Source organism: Dyadobacter sp. CECT 9275 (genome assembly GCF_907164905.1).
GTDB lineage: Bacteria > Bacteroidota > Bacteroidia > Cytophagales > Spirosomataceae > Dyadobacter > Dyadobacter helix.
Genome location: NZ_CAJRAF010000002.1, coordinates 1,836,335 through 1,860,121, shown reverse-complemented (window position 1 = coordinate 1,860,121; position 23,787 = coordinate 1,836,335). Strand labels below are relative to the sequence as shown.

24 protein-coding genes and 1 riboswitch are annotated in these 23,787 nt (G+C 45.6%); of the genes, 10 read left to right on the top strand and 14 right to left on the bottom strand.

Going from position 1 to position 23,787, the window contains the following annotated elements; all coding sequences use genetic code 11:
* The first annotated feature begins 95 nt into the window (after window positions 1-95).
* Window positions 96-674, top strand: coding sequence for a porin family protein (locus tag KOE27_RS15540; protein WP_215239774.1), 579 nt, complete (start codon window positions 96-98; stop codon window positions 672-674).
* A 47-nt stretch (window positions 675-721) separates the two neighbouring features.
* Here the strand turns inward: KOE27_RS15540 and KOE27_RS15535 are convergent, their stop codons facing one another.
* The gene (locus KOE27_RS15535) at window positions 722-1,972 is read right to left on the bottom strand and encodes an asparagine synthetase B (protein ID WP_406566868.1); all 1,251 of its coding nucleotides are present in this window, start codon (window positions 1,970-1,972) and stop codon (window positions 722-724) included.
* Between the two features lie 168 nt (window positions 1,973-2,140).
* Entirely contained in the window at window positions 2,141-3,850 is a 1,710-nt protein-coding gene (locus KOE27_RS15530; protein ID WP_215239772.1) for a hypothetical protein, read from the bottom strand.
* A 319-nt stretch (window positions 3,851-4,169) separates the two neighbouring features.
* Between KOE27_RS15530 and KOE27_RS15525 the strand changes: the two genes are divergently transcribed.
* Window positions 4,170-5,639, top strand: a complete 1,470-nt coding sequence (locus KOE27_RS15525; protein ID WP_215239771.1) for a hypothetical protein — start codon at window positions 4,170-4,172, stop codon at window positions 5,637-5,639.
* 191 nt (window positions 5,640-5,830) lie between these two features.
* Here KOE27_RS15525 and KOE27_RS15520 read toward each other — a convergent pair whose 3' ends face one another.
* Entirely contained in the window at window positions 5,831-6,004 is a 174-nt protein-coding gene (locus KOE27_RS15520) for a hypothetical protein (RefSeq protein ID WP_215239770.1), read from the bottom strand.
* A 230-nt stretch (window positions 6,005-6,234) separates the two neighbouring features.
* Here KOE27_RS15520 and KOE27_RS15515 point away from each other — a divergent pair, with 230 nt between their 5' ends.
* Window positions 6,235-6,750 carry a hypothetical protein gene (locus KOE27_RS15515; protein ID WP_215239769.1) on the top strand — a complete coding sequence of 172 codons (516 nt, stop codon included), beginning with the start codon at window positions 6,235-6,237 and terminating at the stop codon, window positions 6,748-6,750.
* Between the two features lie 18 nt (window positions 6,751-6,768).
* On the opposite strand, the gene KOE27_RS15510 is transcribed toward KOE27_RS15515, so the two are convergent.
* The 5 genes from KOE27_RS15510 to KOE27_RS15490 form a co-directional block, all read right to left on the bottom strand.
* Window positions 6,769-7,494 (bottom strand): esterase family protein, encoded by a 726-nt coding sequence (locus tag KOE27_RS15510; protein WP_215239768.1) that lies wholly within the window; start codon window positions 7,492-7,494, stop codon window positions 6,769-6,771.
* Between the two features lie 48 nt (window positions 7,495-7,542).
* Window positions 7,543-8,148: a GDSL-type esterase/lipase family protein gene (locus KOE27_RS15505; RefSeq protein ID WP_215239767.1), complete on the bottom strand. Its 606-nt coding sequence runs from the start codon at window positions 8,146-8,148 to the stop codon at window positions 7,543-7,545.
* 103 nt (window positions 8,149-8,251) lie between these two features.
* On the bottom strand, window positions 8,252-9,052 hold the full coding sequence (locus tag KOE27_RS15500) for an SDR family oxidoreductase (protein WP_215239766.1): 801 nt from the start codon (window positions 9,050-9,052) through the stop codon (window positions 8,252-8,254).
* A gap of 5 nt (window positions 9,053-9,057) precedes the next feature.
* Window positions 9,058-9,996: a S66 peptidase family protein gene (locus KOE27_RS15495; RefSeq protein WP_215239765.1), complete on the bottom strand. Its 939-nt coding sequence runs from the start codon at window positions 9,994-9,996 to the stop codon at window positions 9,058-9,060.
* Between the two features lie 54 nt (window positions 9,997-10,050).
* Window positions 10,051-10,377, bottom strand: a complete 327-nt coding sequence (locus KOE27_RS15490) for a DUF721 domain-containing protein (RefSeq protein WP_215239764.1) — start codon at window positions 10,375-10,377, stop codon at window positions 10,051-10,053.
* Between the two features lie 133 nt (window positions 10,378-10,510).
* Window positions 10,511-10,618, top strand: a riboswitch (SAM riboswitch).
* Window positions 10,619-10,795: 177 nt separating this feature from the next.
* On the opposite strand from KOE27_RS15490, the gene KOE27_RS15485 reads away from it, so the two are divergent.
* From KOE27_RS15485 to KOE27_RS15465, 5 genes are all read left to right on the top strand, one after another.
* Window positions 10,796-11,848 (top strand): homoserine O-acetyltransferase family protein, encoded by a 1,053-nt coding sequence (locus tag KOE27_RS15485; RefSeq protein WP_215239763.1) that lies wholly within the window; start codon window positions 10,796-10,798, stop codon window positions 11,846-11,848.
* Window positions 11,817-12,608 carry a M48 family metalloprotease gene (locus KOE27_RS15480; RefSeq protein ID WP_215239762.1) on the top strand — a complete coding sequence of 264 codons (792 nt, stop codon included), beginning with the start codon at window positions 11,817-11,819 and terminating at the stop codon, window positions 12,606-12,608. Before KOE27_RS15485 ends, KOE27_RS15480 begins: the two co-directional genes overlap by 32 nt.
* 91 nt (window positions 12,609-12,699) lie before the next feature.
* Window positions 12,700-12,867, top strand: a complete 168-nt coding sequence (locus tag KOE27_RS15475) for a hypothetical protein (RefSeq protein ID WP_215239761.1) — start codon at window positions 12,700-12,702, stop codon at window positions 12,865-12,867.
* Between the two features lie 164 nt (window positions 12,868-13,031).
* Window positions 13,032-14,003, top strand: a complete 972-nt coding sequence (locus KOE27_RS15470; RefSeq protein WP_215239760.1) for a helix-turn-helix domain-containing protein — start codon at window positions 13,032-13,034, stop codon at window positions 14,001-14,003.
* Between the two features lie 29 nt (window positions 14,004-14,032).
* Window positions 14,033-14,416 (top strand): response regulator, encoded by a 384-nt coding sequence (locus tag KOE27_RS15465; protein ID WP_215239759.1) that lies wholly within the window; start codon window positions 14,033-14,035, stop codon window positions 14,414-14,416.
* 152 nt (window positions 14,417-14,568) lie between these two features.
* Here the strand turns inward: KOE27_RS15465 and KOE27_RS15460 are convergent, their stop codons facing one another.
* Genes KOE27_RS15460 through KOE27_RS15450 form a run of 3 tightly spaced genes read right to left on the bottom strand, consistent with a single transcriptional unit; the run spans window position 14,569 to window position 18,108 of the window.
* Window positions 14,569-15,348: a glycerophosphodiester phosphodiesterase gene (locus tag KOE27_RS15460; protein WP_229252781.1), complete on the bottom strand. Its 780-nt coding sequence runs from the start codon at window positions 15,346-15,348 to the stop codon at window positions 14,569-14,571.
* 56 nt (window positions 15,349-15,404) lie between these two features.
* Window positions 15,405-17,711 (bottom strand): FdhF/YdeP family oxidoreductase, encoded by a 2,307-nt coding sequence (locus tag KOE27_RS15455; RefSeq protein WP_215239758.1) that lies wholly within the window; start codon window positions 17,709-17,711, stop codon window positions 15,405-15,407.
* A 28-nt stretch (window positions 17,712-17,739) separates the two neighbouring features.
* Window positions 17,740-18,108 carry a DUF7009 family protein gene (locus KOE27_RS15450; protein WP_215239757.1) on the bottom strand — a complete coding sequence of 123 codons (369 nt, stop codon included), beginning with the start codon at window positions 18,106-18,108 and terminating at the stop codon, window positions 17,740-17,742.
* A gap of 218 nt (window positions 18,109-18,326) precedes the next feature.
* On the opposite strand from KOE27_RS15450, the gene KOE27_RS15445 reads away from it, so the two are divergent.
* Window positions 18,327-20,723, top strand: a complete 2,397-nt coding sequence (locus KOE27_RS15445) for a S8 family peptidase (RefSeq protein WP_215239756.1) — start codon at window positions 18,327-18,329, stop codon at window positions 20,721-20,723.
* 45 nt (window positions 20,724-20,768) lie between these two features.
* Here KOE27_RS15445 and fdhD read toward each other — a convergent pair whose 3' ends face one another.
* Together fdhD and mobA are read right to left on the bottom strand one after the other, a co-directional pair.
* On the bottom strand, window positions 20,769-21,602 hold the full coding sequence (fdhD, locus tag KOE27_RS15440) for a formate dehydrogenase accessory sulfurtransferase FdhD (RefSeq protein WP_215239755.1): 834 nt from the start codon (window positions 21,600-21,602) through the stop codon (window positions 20,769-20,771).
* A gap of 7 nt (window positions 21,603-21,609) precedes the next feature.
* On the bottom strand, window positions 21,610-22,293 hold the full coding sequence (gene mobA / locus KOE27_RS15435; protein ID WP_229252780.1) for a molybdenum cofactor guanylyltransferase: 684 nt from the start codon (window positions 22,291-22,293) through the stop codon (window positions 21,610-21,612).
* A 68-nt stretch (window positions 22,294-22,361) separates the two neighbouring features.
* On the opposite strand from mobA, the gene KOE27_RS15430 reads away from it, so the two are divergent.
* Complete coding sequence (locus tag KOE27_RS15430; RefSeq protein WP_215239754.1) at window positions 22,362-23,405, top strand: hypothetical protein; 1,044 nt, start codon at window positions 22,362-22,364, stop codon at window positions 23,403-23,405.
* A gap of 51 nt (window positions 23,406-23,456) precedes the next feature.
* Here KOE27_RS15430 and KOE27_RS15425 read toward each other — a convergent pair whose 3' ends face one another.
* A complete protein-coding gene (locus KOE27_RS15425; RefSeq protein ID WP_215239753.1) occupies window positions 23,457-23,780 on the bottom strand; it encodes a hypothetical protein in 324 nt (107 codons plus the stop codon).
* Between the last annotated feature and the right edge of the window lie 7 nt (window positions 23,781-23,787).

Below are 23,787 nucleotides of genomic sequence, written 5' to 3'. Positions count from 1 at the left end.
ATTTTAAACTTTAACAAGACGCACAGAAAATGGCATGGTTTTTTATTTGAATTATTCAAGGGTATTTTCCTGAGTATTTTTAATGATTACTTTTTATGAGAAAGCTTTGTTTAATTCTGGTGCTTTGCGCTGTTGGTTCTATTTCCTACGGTCAATCTTTTAGTTTTGGTCCCAAAGCAGGTGTTAATATAAGTAACTATACGGGTAAGGATATTGAGTCTGACGCCTTGGTTGGCTTTCACCTGGGGGGCTTGCTTAATTTTGGGATCGGTAAAAACTTCTCGATTCAGCCCGAGGTGCTTTTCTCCACACAAGGTGCAAAAATTGATGGCGGGGTCGACAAGGCCAAATACAAAACTTCCTACGTAACGTTACCTGTTATGTTCAAGCTAAGAGCCAACGGGGGCTTTTACATAGAGGCTGGCCCGCAAGCAGGTTTCAGAACTTCAGAAGATATTCCTGATCAAACCATTGACCATTTTGCAAAAAACCTTGACCTGGCAGGCGCATTTGGAATAGGTTACCAGTCTGGTTTCGGTCTGGGTGTAGGGGCCAGGTATGTGGCAGGATTTTCCAAAGTAGGTGATTTCGATAATTCCGCTTTTACATCGCCTGATTTTAAAAACAGTGTCATTCAGCTGAGTTTATTCTTTGCTATTCCGGTGGTGAAATAAGAGAAACCGAATGCAAAAGCGTGGGTACTGCATCCGCGCTTTTGCTTTTAGGTCTTACGCTTTTTCTTCCTTGCCGACGGAAATAGAACATTGTTTAGGATAAGCCGGTAACCAGGAGAATTCGGGTAAAGATTCAGGTCGGTGGGCATCCTCCTTCCACCGCCCCCCCGTCCTTCGGGATCGTGTCCCCCGTAAAACGTCCATTGCCCGCGCCCGAGTTCGCCATAAATGTAACGGTCGGAGCGGTTACTATTACCCATGATCAGGACGTTCGGTTTGACGGTCTGTTTTGAAAATGCGGTGGTTTGTCCAAAAAATTCGCGGATCAGGTGTTCATGATTCTGTACCAGCATACTTGGTATGACGTCCCATTTGGCTGAAAAGTCAAAAATGGAAAAAAAGTCTTCGTTTCCACCATCCCAGAATCTGCCTCCTGCGGAAGAATTGATGTTGGAAAAGGCCATTCCGTCGTATTCGTCCAGTTGTAATTTGAAATTATGAAATGCAAAAGTTTTATTAAAGTCCAGCTTGGACTGGGCCTGAGGATCCACACCGTCCCCATCCAGATTCTCCACAATATCTATTCCCTCGGCCGCCAGGGCAATGTCAAAAGTTTCTGCACCTGAGCACATCGCAAACAAGAAACCGCCCCCCGCACAAAACGCTTTGATAGCTTTGGCTACGGCCAGTTTCATCTGAGAAACTTTCCTGAACCCGTGCCGGTTGGCAATGGCTTCCTGTGCTTTGATATCGACCTCGGTTGTTCTTCTGAGATTGCGGCCAAACTGCCCGGTGAAATCCTCATGATGCAGGTGCAGCCAGTCGTATTTAGGTAATTCCCCTTTAAGTATCTCTTCATCATAAATAACGTCAAACGGGATTTCGGCGTATTTTAGGACCAATAACACCGCATCGGTATTCTCGAACTCCGACGGGCTGATCTTAATAGGGGAGTAAACTGCAATTTTTGCGGCTTTGTGAAGTTTTACGGTGCTCATATTCACATTGGGATGCTCGATCCCACTGGTAATTTCCCCTCCGGCGGCATCTGACAATACCTCGTAGGATATCGCCCTCAGTTTACATTCCCTTTCAGCTGTTTTGGTATACCGGACCATAAAACTCCCTCCGCGGTAGTTAAGCAGCCAATCCACATCAACTTCTTCTTTTAGCAATATATATGCGAGCCCGTATGCTTTTAAATGATTGGTCTGGGAATGATCCATGGGGATCAGTAAAAAATTGGCAACACCCGCAAAAGGCATTGAAACCAGGAGCAGCAATAACAATCTTTTCATCATCAGCACCGGTTTGTTTTGTATCAAATAGCGTTACAATATCAAATTTAACAAATTGAAATGAATAATTCTATTTGATAATCAGGCATATAAGATGATTTTAGCTGCAACGGGAGGATTTGCCTGCATTTTCTCCCGGGGCAGGTAACCCCGGGAGAATTAAGTATCTCAGGAAATTTTCAAAGTATGCTGAAAAGGGGTAAAACCCGTAAGATAAACGGTTGGTGCGTCCATGGCCGGAAGCGATCCGCGCAGGGCTATATTTTTATGAAGTGCAGTTCCCGGTCCAAAAGTGATCGTGTCCGAACCTGATGTGTACGTACCTGTGCCCTCCTTTAAAAGCCACTGATCTTTGTCGGGATCAGCTTTTACAACCCCCGCTAATACTCCGCCTTGCCTGAAAATAAGTTCAATGGCAACCGGTACGCGGTCCGTTCCTTTGGAGGATATCTCTATTTCCAGCCCTTTGTCCATTTCGCGGATGGTAACAGTGGTTTCGAGCACCTGTATTTCGCTCTGGGGACGGTTTTCTCGTGGCATTTTTTCCCAGTCGCCATCAGGTGAAATGGAGGCTTTCGGATATGGCTGGTAATAGGGCCCTTCCAGTTTTTGGGTGAGTACCCACCTGTTTCCTTCTTCGTTGATTTTTTCTGATTTAAACTGACCTTTTCCAAAAAATGAAGATGCAAACCGGATACCCTGTAACACGGCACTCCCGTTCATATATGTCAGCCACACCGCGTTTTTGGCAATAATGGTGGAATCCCAGTTATTCCTCCGAATCCGAACCAGGCCCGAGTTTGGAAACGGTTTGGCATAACTAACGGGCAAAGCCTTGCTCGCAGGAAGCGGCCTCCAGAGTGTGTGGTCGTCCAGCAGATAATCCAGCGAACCTCTTATTTTCTGGCCAGCAGTTTCCTCAATGCGTTTGCACATGGCAGCAAATTCCCCATTTCCGTCTTTGAGTGCCATATACCTGTAAGGGTAATAGTAGTTTTCGAGCGTGCCTACAATGGCTTTATCCTGTCTCCCCGAAGCTTCCGTAACGATTTCTCCATTAGGGTGCATGTAGAACATAGTCATGCTGAGATTTTTCCTTACGGCATCAAAAATTTCCGGTTTGTTTAATCCTTTGGCTATGGTGATCAGCAGGCGGTCGGTGAGGGGCGAATAGATAAATGTACTTTTTTCATTAAACTGGCCGTCCGCATCAATATCCAGATGTTCTCCCAGCCATTGTTCGGCGCGTTCCACGTAACGTGGGTCGGGCCATAAGCCGTTGAGTTTGGTAAGTGCAGCAGAAACCACCCATCTGTGGTTGGGGGTATGTATTCCGCCTGAAATGAGCGCTTCGCCACCTTTTTGAAGGAATTTTTTTAAAGGTACTAATATCTTTTCCACACCCGGAGGGTTCGCTTTGCTTAAAAGGGAATAGGAGTTGGACAGCCTTTTTACAAGGAAGCCGGTATCTGGTGTGGAATGAAAATTGGTAGAAAGAAGGTCTATCGTCCCGTCGCTGTGCTGGGTTTTTACGAGATAGCCTGCTGCTGCTGCCAGGGCATCTATAACTCGTGCCGAATTGTAGAATTCAGAGGAATCCGAGAAAAGAGAACAAGCACCTGCCTGTATAATCGCTGCTGTGCTGTGCGGATTAAGGATATCCTGATAATCTTTGACGCCCCCGAAATTTATATCCGTCTGGTCGGTGATCTGGTAGCCAAGCAGGGATTCCAGCCCTTTGTCGTTAGTCTTAATTAATTCAACGAGCCAACCCGGAATTTTCCCTGGGTCAGATTGCAACGTTTTACTCGAAAAACGGGTCATCGAAAAAGTGCACGTAGAAACTGTGCTAAGCGCAATAAATTTTCTTCGGTTCATTAAGATTCAAGGTTATATCTTTTAACAAAAGAAACTGCGTGCCAGGTATTACTATGCGATTTCCTATTTTGTCACAATTTTGTCTTTAAAGGTCCGTGTCCCGGTAAATAAATTCTTGAGAAAAACCAGCCGGATTAGAAAGACTATGCTTAGTTTCATAAGAGGCGGCATAGTTAGTTGTTGGACAGGTAAAATTTTATGATTTGTAGAAAAATTAAAGTTAAATTGTAGTACTTTGTTGTAGAATTAGTTAAAATTTAACCCTCGTATGATCGGTAAGAATAAGTTGGGAGAATTATATGATTAAAAGGTTAAATCTATGTCCAGAATTGTACTCCGAAATCTTAGCCTGGGATATTTGTTATTACCCAATCTGATCTTTTATCTGGGGTGGTTCAGGTTTCCGCTTGCAGTCATTCTGGCTGTGGGACTTATCTATGCGGCATATATTAATACGCAGGGAGGTTTGAAGGATGACGCAAAAAAGTTATCAGGGAAAGAATTGTTGACCTTGGGAATACTCGCCCTGTTTCTTACAGCCTATTCGGGGATAGGTGGTTATTGTTTTCAGATCCTAGACTATTGGGCGCACAATTCCAAATATTATACCCTGTTCAGCCACTCCTGGCCGGTTGTTTTTCAGGAGAATGGCAGGCTGGCCTGTCACTATTTCGGTTTTTTTCTGGCTCCTGCGTTGCTCTCCAAAATGCTCGGACATGTATCTGACGAGGCATTGTTCATATGGGCATTATTAGGCTTTTTCCTTGGAATGTGCTGGCTATATATTATTTCTTTGCGCTCCTTTTTCGCCGTTGCCCTGTTTATGTCTCTTGGTGGCATAGGTCATTTGCTCAAAGTGATTTTCATACAGGTAGCCGGTCTTGATTACCAGGTTCCTCCTTTTTTTATAGAACTCTGGCCGGTGTTATATCAGGCACAATGGGCTCCCAATCAGCTGATTCCGGTAATTATTGTTTGTTCAGTCCTTTTTAATGATCTTGTTTTTGAAAAAAGGCCGGAGCGTAGTTTTCTTTTTATAATTTCCATTTTTACATGGGGTATATTCCCGTCAGTAATTTTGGTTTTGATCTTTTCGGGTATTCTCGCCTATCATTATCTGAGCCGGATAAAATCATTTATCAGTTTTCAGGTTTTACGGCAGATTATCTTTCCGGGTATTATCTTCATTCCCACATTCTTCTTTTTTCTTTCTGGCGGAGGCTCCGTTGTCAACGGTTTTGTCTGGAAATTTGCACCCTTCAAGGAGATAGCGTACCAGTATTTTTTTGGAGTCTTGGTGGATGTCCTGATACTTCTTACCATTATAATTCGCCTAAAGCTGCATAAAGGACCCTATGCCGTACTCATATGCGGCATTTTTGTGATGCTGATAGCGGTTTCTCTGTTCCGGATGGGCAGATGGAACGACTGGTTCCTCAGAGGCAGCGTACCGCTGATGGTTATTCTATCGCTCTTTGTGGTCAATAAGTTCTCAGCATGGATCAGTCAACAGCCCGGCTGGTACAAACACAAAATTTCTTACCCGATCATTGGTCTTTTTATTCTTGGGTCAGTCGTTCCGGTGATGCACGTTAAAAGAGCCTTACAGGAGAACGTCGTCACCCATGCTCTGTTCCCGGCACGGATTAAATTTGAACCTTATCCCTATAATAAATATCCTGACTTTTACGAGATGGGAAAGGTCGTTTATTCCGAGGAAGAAGCGAATCAGTTTCTCGGCGTGAAAGGCTCCGTTTATGAACGCTTTCTGTCTCGGCTCGAACCCTGATTCAGGATAACGGGGTATTGTTGCGCTCTCATTATTACCCCTCCGGGGGCCTTTCTTCTGTTACCGGTGAGATGCAAATCCATGCTGCACGGTTGCCCGTTTTCCATTGGAATAGCTAAAGCGAATCCCTCCGGCGTGATGCGCAGGCGAGTGTCTTTGCCATGATAATACGGGGGCCAGCATACTTCAAGTTATTCCAGCGACCTTTCATCCTCTCCTTCCGGTAGGTTTTCATGGCTGTTCAGCACCTTTGAGAGCCAGGAAAAAAAGATGAAAGGGGATAGTAAAATGGAAGTAAGAATGCCTGCTATAAATAAGATAGATGCTAGGATTATTTTGAGAATTTTTACTATTACTTTTTCCATTAAAGATTTTATAAAAACGAGGGTTTGAACGAATTTGATGCAAATGTAAACAAAGATTCAGGTAGAAAAATATAATTCCTGAACAATTATTATTTGGTAAGACTCTTTAAATCAGTGTGTTTGCTCTTGAAAAATGGATTAATTTTTCAAAGTAATTATAAAAGAGTATAGAATCTGTACTACGAGACTTTTTATGCTTTATTTGTATTTCTTTTGGTAGTAACGTTTCTATGGAAAAAATTTTAGGGGCTTTAATTTTACTCTTTTTGTGCGCCGTTCAGGTTTGGGCACAGGATATCATCGTGAAGCATAATGGCGAAAAATTGAAAGTGAAAGTAAACTACCTGACCGAAAGTGGCGTGGCGTATTCAGAGCCGGGAGTGGAAGGAATCAGAACGGTTGGAAAGCCGGAGGTGGAACGGATCATATACCAGGCGGGTATGGTAGAAATGGTATCTGCTAAGGTGGATGTCAGGGGAGAAGGAGACTGGGAAAAAGTGGTAGTCACTTTTAATCCATTGGATGTGACGGGGTTGAAAAAAAGAGGAGAGGTTGCTTCCTCGTTAGGCAGTAATTCTGATTTTCATGGAAGAAAAGGCGGCAGCCGGAAAGAAATGGACAGGGTGAAAAGAAACGCAGCTTCCCTGGGGGGGCATATTGTCTATATCAAGCGGGTGGATGCCGTTAACTGGGATAAGGAGGCTACTGGCGATATCAGGGAAATGGCAGTAATTTACGGTTATTAATCGTCGGCTGCCATGCAATTATAAGTAAATCGGCACCATTTTACGCCAGTATCTGGGCCTATGCGCCTCTTCATCCCAAATGAACAAATTGTGATCAATTTTCTTGTCAGAGAGGCATTGCGAAAGGTGCATGTTATTGGGAAGAAAAGGGTCTTCTTTGCCGATCACCAGAGTGATATCCATTCTGCGTAAACTTTCCAGTATAATTTCGTCTACAAGATTGGGTAGGTACATGCTCGGCATGTTGTAATATATATTCTCATCGTAATAGCCGTCGAACAGATTGGGAAACGTGCTGCTCGACAGAGAGAGGTCGTAGCGTGCACTCATGGATACGATCTTGGTAAACTCCAGCGGATGCTTCAGGGCAATATTGAGGGCGTGATATCCCCCGAGGCTACAGCCTGCCGATATGGTGAAAGACGAGGGGTTTCTGTCCCTGATGTAAGGCAGCACCTCCTCAACAATGTACTTTTCATACTGCAGGTGCCTTGAAATTTTTTCAGCGGGATGGGTTGCGGCGTAAAAGCTTTCGATATCGTTGCTGTCCACGCAGTAAACCTGTATATACCCCCTTTCTATTTTGTTTTGCAGCGCTGCAATTACCCCCCAGTTTTCATAGTCATAAAAACGACCGGTGCGGGGTGGGAAAAAGAGCACGGGAGTGCCCGAATAACCGAAAACCAGCAGCTCCATTTCCTTGGAGAGTGATTCACTAAACCATTTGTTATATACTCTTCTCATTCTTAAGCAAAGAACAGGTAAAATGGCTGAATGGATTTAAAGGCGGTATTATCTTATTTTTAAATTTTCACGGAAATGGTTCAACGTCAGTTCCTTCCATATTGCGTAACCATTTGCGTTCATGTGCAGCCCGTCGGCTTCATACAATTCGGGTTTGGGTGTCCCGTTATTTTCCACCATCAGGTCATATACGTTCAGAAAATAATAGGGTGTGCCCAGTTCTGCTATCTTCCCGGCTATAAGTTTATTGGTCTGCATAATTTGCCCGTTAATTGGCCACCGTGCAGGGCTGGGCTTTACAGAAATATATGTTAGCGAAGTGTGGGGAAACGATTGTCTGAATTTCTCCACAAACCGGCAAAAGAATAAACAGACCTCGTCCGGATTTCTGCCATCCCCTAAATCGTTGTCACCGGCATACAGTACAAGATGGGCTGGATGATAGGGGAGTAACATCCTTTCGAAAAACCATGTACAGGCATCCAGCGTTGATCCTCCGAAACCGAGGTTAAGCGGCAGATACGCTACGAAATCGTCATAAAGTGTTGTCCACAACCGGATGGATGAGCTTCCGTAGAAAATAATCTGGGGATCAAAAGTCAGCTTATTTTTACATGCTTCCAAGTATTGTATTTCTTCTTCGTACCAATTCATTTAAAAGAGCGGGTTTAACAGACAATGATACCCGTTTATGAAATGAATGACATTTTGCAACAGGTGGATAGCTGGAAAGGTACTGTATTTAATTCTTAAATGCTTATTCAGGAATGTTTTTCCTTACCTGATCAAAAAGCAGGTCTGGAAAGAAACGTTTCAGATAAATTGCGGCAACTTCTTTAAATCCGCCGATGTAAATTTCCTTTTTATTCTTTTTAACAGCCAGAAGAATTTTGCTGGCACATTCCTCTGCCGGAATACCATTGGCCTGGTTGGTGTCCATTTTGCCGAATTTCCCTCCAGACTGGTCCAGGGCATTAACCGAAATGTTGGTTCTGATGTAGCCCGGGCAAACAGTGGTAACCCTGATGTTATCCTGGTACCCCTCTGCCCGGAGAGCATCATAAAACCCGTGCAGCGCATGCTTGGCTGCATTATATCCCGACCGCATGATGGTGCCGATTTTCCCCGCCACACTGCTGATAACAATAAACTGCCCGCTTCGTTGGGCGGTCATATAGGGCAGCACGGCTTTTGTAATGGCAACGGTACTGAAAAAATCTACATTCATTATTTTTTGGTACACCTCGAAATCGGTATCCCGGATGTAAGAGCGCTGGCTTACACCGGCGTTGTGCACCATCACGTCTATCCTTCCGAAATGGGCAACGATTGTTTCGGCGGCGGGCACTGCTTTGTCATACTGGGTGACGTCCATTGGAAGAATCAGCACGGAAGAGTCGGGCAGGCCCGTTAGTTTTTTTACTCTTTCCAGTTCTTCGGGCCTCCTGGACGTAAGTACCAGCCTGGCATTTTCTTTGGCAAATGCCAGGGCCATAGCTTCTCCTATGCCAGAGGAAGCACCGGTGATCCATACTACTTTATCCTCGAAATAATGCATGGTGATCAGATTTGAACTGCATGGTTTACGTCAGGCAAAAAATTGAGAGAAACTATCTCTGCAGAAACCTCCAGAGAGACCTCCGCCCCAATCACCAGCGGCTGGTTGTCGGCGACATGCCCTGCCGGGAAATTATAACATACGGGATAGCTAAATTCCGCAACATGCTCGTGGATGATTTCTTCTATATTTTTACCGAAAGCAGGGGCTGCATTATCCTTCACATCTGTAAACTGGCCTATGACCAGCCCAGCCAAGTGGCTCAGCTTTCCTGAGCGTTTCAGCTGTATCATCATTCTGTCGAGGTTGTACAGGTATTCATTCACATCTTCAATGAACAGAATTTTCCCTTTGGTATCAATATCCGTCCCCGTGCCGATCATGTGAGCCAGCAGACAAAGATTTCCACCAACTACCTGCCCTTGGGCGGTTCCGTTTCTGTTTTGTTCGCTCCCTTCAATTTTATAATGAACAGCCTCCCCGAACAATATTTTTCGTAAAGTGTCAGCCGCATTTTCCGCGCCGTCCAATGTCATGGATTTTACCATCGGGCCATGAACACTTTGATAGCCGAGCAAAAAAGTTCTGGACAAAATGACGGTAAGGTCACTGAATCCGACGATCCACTTCGGTTTTTTGATGAAGGAGGAAAAGTCCAGCTCATCCACGATCCTGGAACAGCCATATCCGCCTCTTGCGGCTATAATGGCACTCAGGCTTTCATTATCGAGCATGGTTTGGAAATCCTGTAAGCGTTCCTGGTCGGTGGCGGCAAACTGGTTGTGGGAGGTTTTAAGTGTAAAGCCTTCCACAACGTTGAGTCCCCAGTCCTGTAGTATTTTAATTCCCGGTAACAGGTCCTGGTACTGAACCACACTGGCAGGCGCAATAATTCCGATGGAATCACCTGGTTTTAAATAGGGAGGGGTTATTATTGGAGTCATAGGATGGATAAAACGATTAGGCAATTGCCAGCCACAGGCCATCGTGACAGCAGTTCAGATAAAAATCACGTCCTCAACCAGGTCCGATTTCATTTCCCGGTTGATGAGTTCGATGATTTTGGATTTTGCCCTGGCCAGTTCATTTCTTAATGGTGCCGATTCTATCTGTAAAAAGAGTGTCCGGTCCCGGATGTAAACCTTATTTGTACGGGATGCAATGGCGGTTCCCATTATTTTATCCCAATGTGCTACGACATAGGACTGATCGAACCGGTTGCGGATGTGGTAACGCTCGAGCATCTGATCTATCGCATCCTTAAGGGGAGTGATACCTGGCCGGCGCGATGCCTTTTCTCTGTCGAACCGATAATGTTGAGCCATATATTGTGGTGAGATTGCGACAAAGATAAACACTCTGGCAAATTCTTTTCCGGATTTTAACTAATATTTGCATATTCGGGCTTCCAGCCTTAATATTGTACCATCAAGTCAATTGCTGCACTGTTTAGTAATTGATTTATAAAGAAGAGGCGAGAGAATGGGCTCTACGAACCTCTGGCAACCTGCTACCGCATTGGAGAAAGGTGCTAATTCCCACCTAAGCAATTAGGAGATATAAACTCAATTCGAAAAATGAATTTATTTTATGATTCCGTAAGCCGTAAGGCTTTAGCTGCGTACCTGTCACTTTTACGAACATTTCCGTCTCGTGATGAGGTTTTTCTTGTTGGCATGCTGAGGTATCCGCTGACTGATGGTTCTTATTTAATTTGACATTTTAACCAGTGCTTTTGCAAATATGCAGGCAGAACAAAAAATATTCAGGTATCCCTATCCTTATGCGCTCGAACTCGGACGTGAGCTTAACGGCTTTGAACTTAGCTATACGACTTACGGAACACGGAATGAGGCGGATGATAACATTGTGTGGGTATGTCATGCATTAACGGGCAGTTCCAATGTGGCAGAATGGTGGGACGGGCTGGTAGGTGAGGGGAAATATTTTGATCCGGCAAAACACTTTATTGTCTGCGCCAACGTGTTGGGATCGGCTTATGGTTCTACAGGGCCGCTATCGGTTAACCCCAGGACGAACAAAGCCTACCACCGCGATTTTCCGGTAATAACCGTTAAGGACGTGGTGGGCGCTCTGGAAATATTACGCCAGGAACTGGCGATTAACAGAATTAAAATCTGTATCGGAGGTTCACTGGGAGGACAGCAAGCACTGGAATGGGCAGTAGAAGTACCCGATCTTTTTGAAGAGCTTATCCTGATCGCCACCAACGCCGTGCATTCTCCCTGGGGAGTTGCTTTTAATGAGTCGCAAAGAATGGCCATTGAGGCAGACCCTAGTTTTCAGGAAGATTCCGATACTGCCGGAGCAATGGGTATGCGGGCAGCACGTTCCATTGCCTTGCTTTCGTACCGCAATTATGATACCTACAACTTTACCCAGGCCCGGGACAATCCTGACCAGATAGATGATTTCCGTGCGTCGTCCTATCAGCAGTACCAGGGAGATAAGTTTGTCAAAAGATTTAATGCTTTTTCCTATTGGGTACTCTCCAAAATCATGGACTCGCACAATGTGGGGCGTAACCGGGGAGGGATCGTGCATGCGCTTGGTTTGGTGAAAGCCAAAACACTGGTGCTGGGCATCAAGTCCGATCTGTTATTTCCGTTGTCCGAGCAGCAGTTTCTAGCCCGGCACATCCCGGATGCAAGTTTCCAGGAAATTGATTCACTGTATGGTCATGATGGTTTTCTGATTGAGTACAAACAGCTTACACAGGTCATTAAAGCCTGGCAGGAAAGTAATGGTAAACTGGAACTGGCCAAAATCGGATAATATCAAAATACGAAGACTGGTTGGTCTGTTGCTTTTTGCGGGGGTGGTATTTGCAGTTTTGCAATGGTATTCAGGTAGGAGGCTGGTAAATCCTGCCACTGGCCGAAAGCAGTACATTGCGTTAACACCTCAGGAGGAAGTCCGAAAGGGCCTGCATGCAGCTCCGCAAATGGCAGCTTCGTTCGGAGGTTTGCATCCGGATGAAGCGATCCGGAAAAGGGTGAAATCGGTGGGGAACAAACTTGTGGCGAGGGCAAGGCCGAGCCTATTACCATTCAAGTTTGATTTTCACATACTCGCAGATAGCAGTACCATCAATGCTTTTGCTCTCCCGGGCGGTCAGATTTTTATCACTGCGGGATTGCTCGGTAAGCTCAAAACGGATGATCAACTGGCCGTCGTTCTCGGGCATGAAATCGGTCATGTGATCGGCAGGCATGCCGGGGAGCGGTTGTCGGAATGGAACCTGATACAAGGGGGCGCTGATACCGACAGCTTGGCAAAAGAGAATGATACCGCTTCGGAAACAGAAGCATATATCGCCAGCCTCGCCAAGATGCGTTATGGACTTGATGACGAGCAGGAAGCCGATGTTTTTGCAATAAAGTTGATGCGTCTTGCGGAATATGATCCGGGCGCCTTTCCCGAAATAACCCATTTACAGACCCAGGAATCTGAAATGCAAAAAAGGCCGTCATACCTCACCTCACATCCTGGCGCAATCCACTGGCCTGATAGAATCAAGGAGATCATGAAATAAACTAGTGACCTCACGCCATTCTTTGGGCTGGCTATCGGTAAAAGGGGCAGGGTTGCTTTCCACCTGCACAGGTCATTATTTAAACAAAACGATGCCGTATAGCATATCCCGTAAGGAACTGGGCTGGAGATGCACCATTGGGCTGCTGTGGACAACCTTCGGAATCAGGCTGGTGATTACGGGTGGAGGTAATTCCGTAAATGAAATTGGTCACAGCCAGCGGCGGAAACGGGTAGCATGGCAGCTGCCGGACGTATGAAATATTACAGAATTTCACTGCTGAAACAGCCAAATAACTTTGTCTTTTCAGGTACTTTTTTTGTCCTATTAAGTTCATTAAATACACTACTATTGCACCAATATAGCTTTTGGTTGTGAATAATAGCCAGAGTTGGCCCTCCTGAATACCATTTGAATGATTAAATGAATACCAAATTTAAAAAAGTGCCTATTAAAAGGTTTGAGCCACAGCAATATGTGCGGCAGCTGCTGGAACCTTTGCCCTATCCAAGGCATGGGATTCGATCTAACTCGGATGCGCAATATGACTACTCTGAGGTTTTTAGTGAGAAAATCAGTAACGGATTTTGGGTTTTCCTGATAGAATCCAGGGAAAATATTGACAAATGTTTCTGCATTCAGCCCAAAAGCGGCTCCAACAAATACTTCGCCATTAATTTTTACATTTCTACCGCAACCACTGGTTATGCCATCGACAAAAGTATATCCTGGCGAAAGCAGGCTGCCATTTTCTCGGGCCCCACAAGTTCCTACGAAATCTACGTAAGCAAGTCTGATAGTATCAGGCATTTTCGATTTGTTTTTTCGGAGAAATATTTGAAAAACACGCTGAATCTGTCTAATACCTTTCTGATGGACTGCAATGTGTGGACGGTACTCTACAAACATAAACCGATCTTTATAAAAGATCCGACACCGCAGGAGAAACTGGCTCTGGAGAGGTTACACAGTTTATTTAAATACTCTCAGAATGAATGTACCTATTTTTTTTCTCTCAGCTCCTGTGTATACAATATTGCCGACTCGTTTTTCCGGGGGCCGTTCCGGGGGCAGAAAAGTAACCATTTGCTAAAAGACGACGTCGAAGCGATGGCGAAAGTGGTATTAAAATTTGAAAGGAACTTGCTGGATAAATTTCCGGGGATTGCGTCCCTGGCCTATGAGTTTAACATGTCACCTACCAAGTTCAAGACATGTTTTAAGCAGATTTACCATACCACACCATTGCTCTACTATCGCCAGCTTCAGGTAGCTTATGCCATAAGCCTGCTGAACAATAAACAATTTACGCTCAAGGAAATTTCGAACAAGCTCGGTTTTAAGAAATCCAGCACTTTGTCCAGTTGGCTCAAAAGATACGGAGACTGGAATTGAACAATTTTGCTAACCCTAAATGAAGTCCAATGAATTTATCCCCCTCCTCTCCTCAAGTCGGTATCGTAGACGACAATCCTATGGTAAGAATTCTGATCAGGCAAACCCTGATCCGCAATAAAATTGACGTTGTTTTTGAAGCGATTGACGGCCTGGATTGTATTGAGAAAATGCGGAAAGCCAGCAGAGCTCCGGATATTATTATCACTGACCTTGAAATGCCGGTGATGTCTGGTTTTGATTCGGTTGGGATATTAAAAGAAAATTGGCCTGGCACTGCCATTATTGCATTTTCAGGGATCACGGATGCCATGAAAATTCAGAAGGTAATAGAAGGAGGTGCGGATTTCTTTTTGGAAAAAAGCCCGGATTTAACTGAATTGATGAAACTCATTGTGGGTCAATGGCCGTGATATATACCCATGGGACCTTTTTCCGAGAAACGGATGGGATGACAAAGCCAGCAGCAGCTGGCTCTGTCATGTTGTTTGGCGCAGCCATTATTTTCGGAATACAACCACCTCATTCAAAAGGAGAAAGTATTTATCCTCCATATTATCAAACATTATTTCAAAAGCTCGAAAAGTTGTTCAGGTTCATTGGTGGTGATGAAGTTCACACCTTTGTCGATAAACCACTGCATGCCGGATCTGTCGTTTACCGTCCAAACATTGGTGGTAAGGTTTTGGGCATGCATTTCACCGATCCAGTTTTCATTTTTTCTGAAAACACTGAAATGATAATCAACGCCGTTGAAGCCCGCTTCTTTGATTTCCGCCGGAGATTTATCCCCATTCAGGTAGGCCACGTCGGCCCGTGGATTAAGCTCCTTTACCTTTTTGCAGATATCATAATCGAAACTGATGTAATCTGTAATGGCTTCTGCTTTTAAAGCCTTTACCATTTTTACACATTTTTCGGCCAGAGCCAGCGAACGTTCCTTGCTGATAGAGGAACCTTTGATTTCCAGTACCAGCCGTGTTTTCTTTTGTTTCTTACCAGCTTTCAGGTAGGCTTCCAGCGTAGGGAGTGGCTCGTCATTGCTGAGCTTCACGGCTGACAGCTCGGCGGATGAGGTTTTTTCGATATGTAACCCTTTAATGGTATGGTCATGATTCACAAACAGTACCGAATCAGCAGACATGTGTACGTCAAATTCGCTGCCGTAACATCCCATCTTGACGGCATGTTCCAGTGCGGCTATGGAGTTTTCGGGAACGCCCGTGTTTTTCCAGGCTCCGCGGTGTGCTATTACTTTGGTTGACTTATTGGTTTGAGCCATCGTTTGTGAAAAAAATAGACATAAAAGAGCTGTGGCAATCAACAGTGTTTTTTTCTTCATCATACATTTTACTTTATCTTGAATTTGAGATTAATTGATCTCGTAAGACATACCGGTGATTATGCATGCCTGACAACCTTAATGATCACATGCTTGGAAACCGGCGTGTTGCTTTTTTCTGCTACACTCGAAATGGGTACCAAAACATTGGTTTCCGGAAAGTAAGTAGCACAGCAGCCCTCGGGAATCGGATATTTGATCACGATGAAGTTCCTGGCTGTACGTTCAACACCGTCCGTATAATTATGTAAATCTACCACATAGCCATCGGATAAATTTCTCTTGAGAATATCTTTTGCATTCATCAGAATTACCCTGCGCTCATTGTAGATACCCCTGTAACGGTCGTTGAGGCCATAAATGGTGGTATTGAACTGGTCATGGCTGCGGATGGTCATCATAATCAGTTCGTCGGGTCCAAGTACCGCAGGATTGACGTGGGCAATATGGAACCCTGCTTTTCGGGACAAGGTATTAAAGGTACCTTCCCGATTGACATTAGGCAGATAAAACCCTCCCGGAAGCCTGACCCGCCGGTTGTATGCATCAAAGCCGGGAATTGTCCGTTCAATATCCGTCCTGATGGTGTCGTAATCAGCAGCATACTTATCCCAGTCGATTTTGCTGCGCCGGCCCAGCGTGGCTTTGGCAAGGCGGCTCACAATGGCCGGTTCGCTCAGGAGGTCGTCCGAAACCGGCTGCAGCACACCTCGAGAAAGCTGGACAACCCCCATGGAATTTTCGCAGGAAACAAACCGGTTTTCGCCATTTAGCATATCCATGTCACTCCTGCCAAGGCACGGAAGAATAATTGCTTCCTCTCCGTGCACCAGATGGCTTCTGTTCAGCTTAGTCGATACATGAACCGTTAATATGCATTTTCTGAGCGCAGCTGCGGTGAAGGCAGTATCGGGCGTAGCCGATAAAAAGTTGCCACCCATAGCGAAGAAAATCTTCGCCTTGCCTTCGTACATGGCCTTGATGGCTTCAACGGTATCATAACCATGCGCTTTCGGAGGCTCGAAACCAAAATTCCTTTCCAGCGTCTCCAGGAATTTTTCCGAGGGTTTTTCATAAATTCCCATGGTTCTGTCGCCCTGGACGTTGCTATGCCCTCTGACAGGACAGGTACCTGCTCCCGGCTTTCCGATACTTCCTTTTAGCAAAAGTAAATTAATGATTTCCCGGATGCTGTCAACGGCATTTTTATGTTGGGTTAGCCCCATGGCCCAGCAGGCAATGATTTTCTTTTTAGTATATATCAGCCGGGCAAAGGCCTCAATCTGCGGTATGGATATCCCCGACGCTTCCGACAAGTATTCCAGGTCCAGCGAAAGCAAGTGTTTTTTTAAAGCTTCGAACCCCTCCGTATGTTCACCAATAAACGCATTGTCGAGCACCATTTCCGGATTTTTTTGTTCTTCCAGCAACATCAGCTTTTCAACGGCCTGTAGGAGCGCAAGATCCCCGTTGATTTTTACAGGAAGAAAAAGATCCGTAAGTCCGCTGTTGATACCCAGTACACCGTTAATGGACTGCGGGTTATTGAAGCCCATCAGGCCAGTCTCGGGTAGTGGGTTAATGGCAACAATAGTAGCTCCTTTGGCCTTTGCCTTTTGCAGGGCGGTGAGCATCCGGGGGTGGTTGGTCCCGGGATTCTGGCCCAGTATAACGATCACCTCGGCTTCGTAAAAATCGTCCAGGGTGACAGACCCTTTTCCGATACCCAACGCTTCCGTCAATGCTACCCCGCTGCTTTCGTGGCACATATTACTGCAGTCGGGCAGGTTGTTGGTACCATATTCGCGCACAAAAAGCTGGTACATAAATGCGGCTTCATTACTTGTACGGCCCGAAGTGTAAAAAATGGCTTCATCTGGCGACTGGAGTCTGTTCAGCTCGAGCGCTATTTTTTCAAAAGCCGCCCCCCAGGAAATAGGCTGGTAGTACGTGCTTCCCGTCGGCAAAAACATGGGCTGAGCGACGCGTCCCTTGCCGCCAATTTCGTAATCCGATAGGGCCGCAAGACTGGCAACGGAATGTTCGGAGAAAAAATCAGCGGTAAGTTTTTTTGAAGTGGCTTCTTCCGCCACTGCACGGGCCCCGTTTTCGCAATATTCTGCAATTCCAGACCGTTCGTCGTCAGGGTCAGGCCAGGCACAACTGGGACAGTCGAACCCGCCTTTTTTATTCAGATTCCACAACGCCTTCATGCCACGCTGCATACCAGCCTCGGAAACAACTTTTTCAAGACTTGAAATTACGGCCGGAATACCTGCGGCGTTTTCTTTGATTTTCCCTCTTTTAATCCCGGTAAAGTTCTCGGGGTTTTCGGCAGAAGGCTGGTTTGGGTTGTCGCTATTCATGGGTGCAGTGCGTTGATCTCAAATATTTTTAACAGACAGCCTTTGGGTTATCGTAATTGTCTGACTGATCCTCCGAGGTATTGTCTATACACTTAAAATCTTTTTCAATCAGCAGGTAAAGGGTTTCTCCGTCATCGTAACGGATGGTGGCATCCAGGCCAATGGTCTGGCTGTCAGCCCATGTTTTGAGGAAATCCATAGGGGCGTAAACCGTGATTTTATTTTCTTTAAACGCTGCACTAAGTTTTTCGAAAACAGCTGTTTCTTCAATAGCATAGATAAACCGTTGCGTTCCGAAAGTTGCATGACTTTCAAGATATCCGTCTGCGGCGAGTTTTTCGACTTCACTTTTAGATAACCGGTATCTCACTGAGTTTCCGTTGATGCGTATTTTCATAGTAAAATCCAGACTTGGGTATTATTACCTAATTGTAAAAACCCGTATTTCTACTGCATAATTTTTCACTTCTTCCATTCACCTTTACCTCTGCCGTTAAGGTTGTGTTTCCCTGTTACATGGTTACAACGACAAACCTGCCTGACATTGTTTCTGCAACGGCAGACAAGTTAGAAAATTCATGTGGAAGGTACAGTTTAAATTAAAAATCTGAAAAAATGGAAAACAAAACAAATCAAATCGTTGACGGTCAGGGAACTGATGCGGAGCATTCTATTTTGACAAAGGGCAAGCAACCGAACAGGTTCAGCGGATTTATCATCATCTGTCTTCTGGATAAGTATGCTTACTTTGATGCAGAAAATTTAATTGAATTAGCTAAAAAATTTCAGCTTGGCAGGCTGCTATCTGTCTTGGAGAGCTTTAAGCCGCAGGGTATCAGACGAACGATCAGCAGTGTTGCAACAGAAAAACTGAGAAAATTGGAAGAGAAAGCCAGGGAAACGGAATTTGCCCCGCTGCATAGTCTGAGCAATTATTGGCGACTGGACTACCGGAATTATGCAGGCCATCCGGATGAGCTGGTCAAGATATTTCAGGGTATGCCTGAAATTGAACTAGCCTACAAAGAAATGATCGTGACAGATCCTTTTATCAACGCCAGCGACGATACCTTCGTGTCGCAGCAGGGGTATCTGAATGCAGCACCCACCGGAATAGATGCCCGCTGGGCCTGGACGCAGATCGACAGACCGGGTGATGGCGTAGGTTTTATTGACCTGGAACAAGGCTGGATACCTACACATGAAGACCTGGCGGGGGCATCTCCTACGCTGATATTTAACGACAACCTTCATGGCGTGGGTACTTATGTGGGAGATCACGGGACCGCTGTTTTGGGCGAAGTAGTAGGTATTGACAACGGAAGGGGCATTGTTGGTATTGCACCTTTTGTGGATTACGTCAGAATGGTTTCTCATTATGAGGCTTCCTCGGGAACTGCCCTGCACGTAGCAGATGCCATCTTAGCGGCAATTGACAATATGAATCCGGGGGATGTGCTGCTGCTTGAGGTCCAGCGCGATTTTCTTCCTACTGAAACCGATGCCGCCGACCTGGACGCCATCAGGCTTGCTGTGGCCAATGGTATTGTGGTAGTGGAGGCAGCGGGTAATGGTAATGAAAATCTGGACAGCTGGCTCAACAGTGCAGGCCGGGACATACTGGACCGGGGATCCGCAAATTTTATTGATTCAGGAGCGATCATGGTGGGGGCTTCCGTTTCCACCGTTCCCCATCACAGGGCCTCGTTTTCAAATTTCGGCTCCCGTATCGACTGTTACGCCTGGGGCGAAAACATCGTTACTTCCGGTTATGCCAACCGATTGACCGGATCTCTTGGGAATGATACCACCGCCAGCAGAAACGACGATTATACCAGCGCATTCGGCGGAACCAGCGGCGCTTCACCCATCATTGTCGGCGCAGCGCTGATCTTACAGGGAGTTCATAAGGCAGACGTTGGATCGGTAATATCCCCGCAGCAGATGCGGTTGCTGCTCACCAATCCTGCTACAGGTACGGCTCAGGGAACGGGCGTTGCGGGGAACATTGGTGTGATGCCCAACCTGAGAGCCATTATAGAAAATACTTTGGAGGTGGTTCCTGATGTTTATCTGCGCGATTACGTAGGGGATACCGGCAATGTGCCCGCGTCTGGGGCGATCAGTGCAAGTCCGGATATTATTGTGAGGCCCAGCCTGGTGGCAGATCCCGACGGGACGTTCGGTGAGGGAAGCGGAAACGAAAACTCAAGTACCTTAGGAAGCCGTGTGGAAGCAGGGCAGGATAATTATATCTACGTAAGAATAAAAAACAAGGGTGGAGCAGCTGCAAATAATGTGCGTGCAGCAATTTACTGGAGCGAGGTTTCTACGCTGGTTACGCCTAATCTGTGGCATTTTATAGGTAACACCAGCCCCGTGGATGTTCCCGTGGGAGATATTCTGGTGGTGTCCCCTCCGCTTACCTGGGGCAGCGCCTCTTTGCCTCCTGCCAATACGCATCAGTGTTTTGTGGGGATACTTTCGCACCCACAGGACCCGGCTCCGGCCGTACCTGGCGTGGCCGGTTTTGACTGGGATGATTTTTACGCCTTTATCAGGAATAATAATAACATCACTTGGCGCAATTTTGATGTTGTCAATGATATTGACCCCAGTGACCCAACTGCGCAACTGGAATTCAATATCACCGGAAGCCCCGACAAAGCCCGGCCTTTTGAAATAGAAATTTTAAACCGTTTGCCGGAAGGAGCCCGGATTATCCTGGAGATACCCTACAAGTTATATGTCTTTTCTAAAATCAGGGGTGTGGAAGCCAAGGTAGATAGGAAGTCCAACCGTGTGCTTTTGTATCTTCCCAATTTAAGGAAAATAAGCCTGGGCGAAATTCAACTTCCCAAAGAGGCGAAATATGCCTGCCGGATGCACATAAAAGGAGGAAAAAATTATGAAAAAGGAGCATATCAGGTGGCAGTGCGGCAGCTCTACGAAAAATTTGAGGTGGGGAGGGTAACCTGGTCCCTGAAAAGCAAAAGGAAGTTATTTGTATAAACTTTATGGTCGAGTAGTGTTTGAAGCCTGGTCTGGCTTCAAACACTACAATTCAGTCACCCTGGAGAAACCGGTATAGATATTAAAACCATCGTTCTTCAGAAAACCGATGAGCGTAATGCCCGATTCTTCTGCTACTTCAACGGCCAGGCTGGAAGGCGCACCGATGGCCGCAATGATTTTAATGCCCGCCATGCTGGCTTTCTGAAGCAATTCAAAACTGGCCCGCCCGCTGAGCAACAGTAGCTTCTCAGTGAGCGGCAGCATATTTTGTATCAGTGCCGAACCTATTATTTTGTCAAGAGCATTGTGCCTGCCCACATCCTCGCGGAGCATTAAAAAATCACCTTGTGGGCTGAAAAGTGCAGACGCATGCAGTCCTCCGGTTGACTCAAATACCTGCTGCTGTTCTCGTAACCTATCTTTCAGTGTGAACAAAATTTCTTTACCGACCGATATATCCGATTCAAGAAACTGGTAGGTCGAGTGGGTTTTGATGGCTTCAATACTTGATTTGCCACAAACGCCGCAGCTGGATGTTGTATAAAAATTTCGCTCCGAAGAGCCTAAAACGGGCTTTTCATCCGCTTTTAATTCGACTGTCAGGACATTGTTATCGAACGGATCGGTTGCTACTTTCTCAATTTGGTTATAATGATGGACAACACCTTCCGTAAACAAAAAGCCCAGGGCCAGTTCAGGATCGCATCCGGGTGTGCGCATGGTAACAGAGATATTTCTGGCGATCTGTCTGCCCTTTTCCCAATATTTTATCCGTATCTCCAATGGTTCTTCCACAGCCAGTTCGTCCTGCACAAGGGTATCATTCCCGGCGGTAATTTTCCTGATGGTATGGCTGGTCGTTGATAGTACTTCCATGGTAATATTAAATGTCAGATCGGGTTATGCTTTGTCCGCTTTTGATAAATTCTTTCATCCGCTCGTAATCTTCCGTAGTATCCACGCTGGTCATTATCTGCGGAAATCCCGGCCTGTACTTCTCGGCGCCGGAATTTTGTAAAAACCGCTGAATGGAATATTCGCCCTTCTCAAAAAGCCTCCTCAGCTCCTGGTAGCAATTTTTGGAATACCATGCCAGCAAGGGTTCATAAAAACCATCCGGATTATAAAAAGCCGCCGCAAGGGTTTTTCTTTGGATACTGGTCATAAAAAGTTGCAGTTCCGGTATACTGAGCAGGGGGTAATCTGTGCCTATTACCAAAAAATCCTGGCCGGGGAATATGCTAAAGGCTGTAAGTAACGCGGTAACAGGTCCGGCATCGGGGAATTCAGACGAATCCGTAAGGGTGAGGTAGTCCGCATCGATGCTGGTTTTCTGTTGTGCATTGCAGGAGATGAATACCCGGGAGCAGCAAGTCGCCAGCATATCGGCTACATGGTATTTCTGAGCCCGCCCGTAATAGACCAGGTTACTTTTGTCGGTACCCATGCGGCTGCTTTTGCCGCCGCATACTGCCAGTCCGTACAGATCAGATTTTACACGCATTTCAGGCCAGGTATCTACGATTATTGAACTGATGTAAGGTATATCTTTTTCGGTTTTGACCAAAACGGATACCTTTTTATTATCTTGTGCTAACAGATCATGCTGCTGTCGGCATTAGTTAATATCAGGAAATGGAATACGGCGATGTAAAGATACTTAAGAAGAAACCGATTTATCCGGTGAACGCTGACCTGCGGAAATATCTCAGGTTTTACCAGCGCGACGCCCGCTTGCCGGTTGGGTATTCGGACCTCCTGAACTTCTACGAATCTTTTCCTGTCATCGATAAAAATGGGAAAGATACCCTTTGGGAAAGTCCGCTTTATCCTCCCCATGAAATTGAACGTTTGCATAACGGCCTGAAAGTGGCGTATGCGATGTTAAAGGCGTCGGGGAATCTGAGGGTGGTGCAGCATAAGTACATTGATCGTATCGACTATTGTAAATTCGGAAACTCTAATCCGTTCAGGATCAAGATTGTGAACAGGTTGAATGATATCTATGATTACTTTTATGTCAAGAAAGCCGATGCTTCGCGGATTTACGGACTCGAACTGGAAGAAATTTTTTCTCCCAATCAGGTGAATTATCTGGTAGACGGTAACACGCTGATCGAGGAACATATAGCCGGCATACCGGGTGACGTTTTCGCCAGGTCCAGACTCAATCATACCGACTACAACCCGACGCGTATTGCCAAGGAATTTGTGAAGTTTAACGAGCGATGCCTGATTACGCTCCTGGGGGATATGCGCTCGTACAATTTTGTGATGCAGATCACCCCCGATTTTGATGATTTCCAGTTCCACTTGCGCGCCATAGACTTTGATCAGCAGTTTTATGAGGGGAATCTGAAAGTATATATGCCTCAGTTTTTTAAGGAAAACCTCCCTTACGTTCAGCTGGCGATGGAGCATCTGACAGATAAGACGGTTTTTCAGTATCAGCAGGAAGAGCAGTCGTCTATTATGTATCAGGCCCGCAGTGAGAAACACAGGTTGAGGGAACTTCGGGATGTATCCATCCGGGACAAGATTTCAACACCGGAAAATATTGAAGAGCTGAGGCTCGGTCTGGCGCGGCATTATAAAGATGAAGCCTACCACCGGTGCTCAAGCATGACGGATATTATTGAACTGAACATCAAAAATGTAATCAGACAGGTGATTTCTTAAGGCTGGAAAGCGGAAATTCTTCTTTCGGTGGTAAATGAATAAAATGTTTCACTACATCAGACTAAATATATGTAGCGCTGTTAGCGTAAAATTGATAACAGCCAAAACCTTAGCTGTTGTTTTTAATCGTTTAGCGCTACGATTGTCAAGAATTACTGCACCACAGCCTGCAATTGTTCCTGTAATGATGCTGATCACGGTTAGAAGGGTTGTATTTCTTACGGGTTCCGGAAAATTATTCAGGTATTCTATTTTTGCTTCGGAAAATGAAGTAGTATAAGTTGTAACAGTATACCAAAGCAAAACATCTATGACAACGGGAAGCGTCATGAGTACTAGTAAAATCAATAAAATATAATTGGACCTTTTATTCATAACTTTT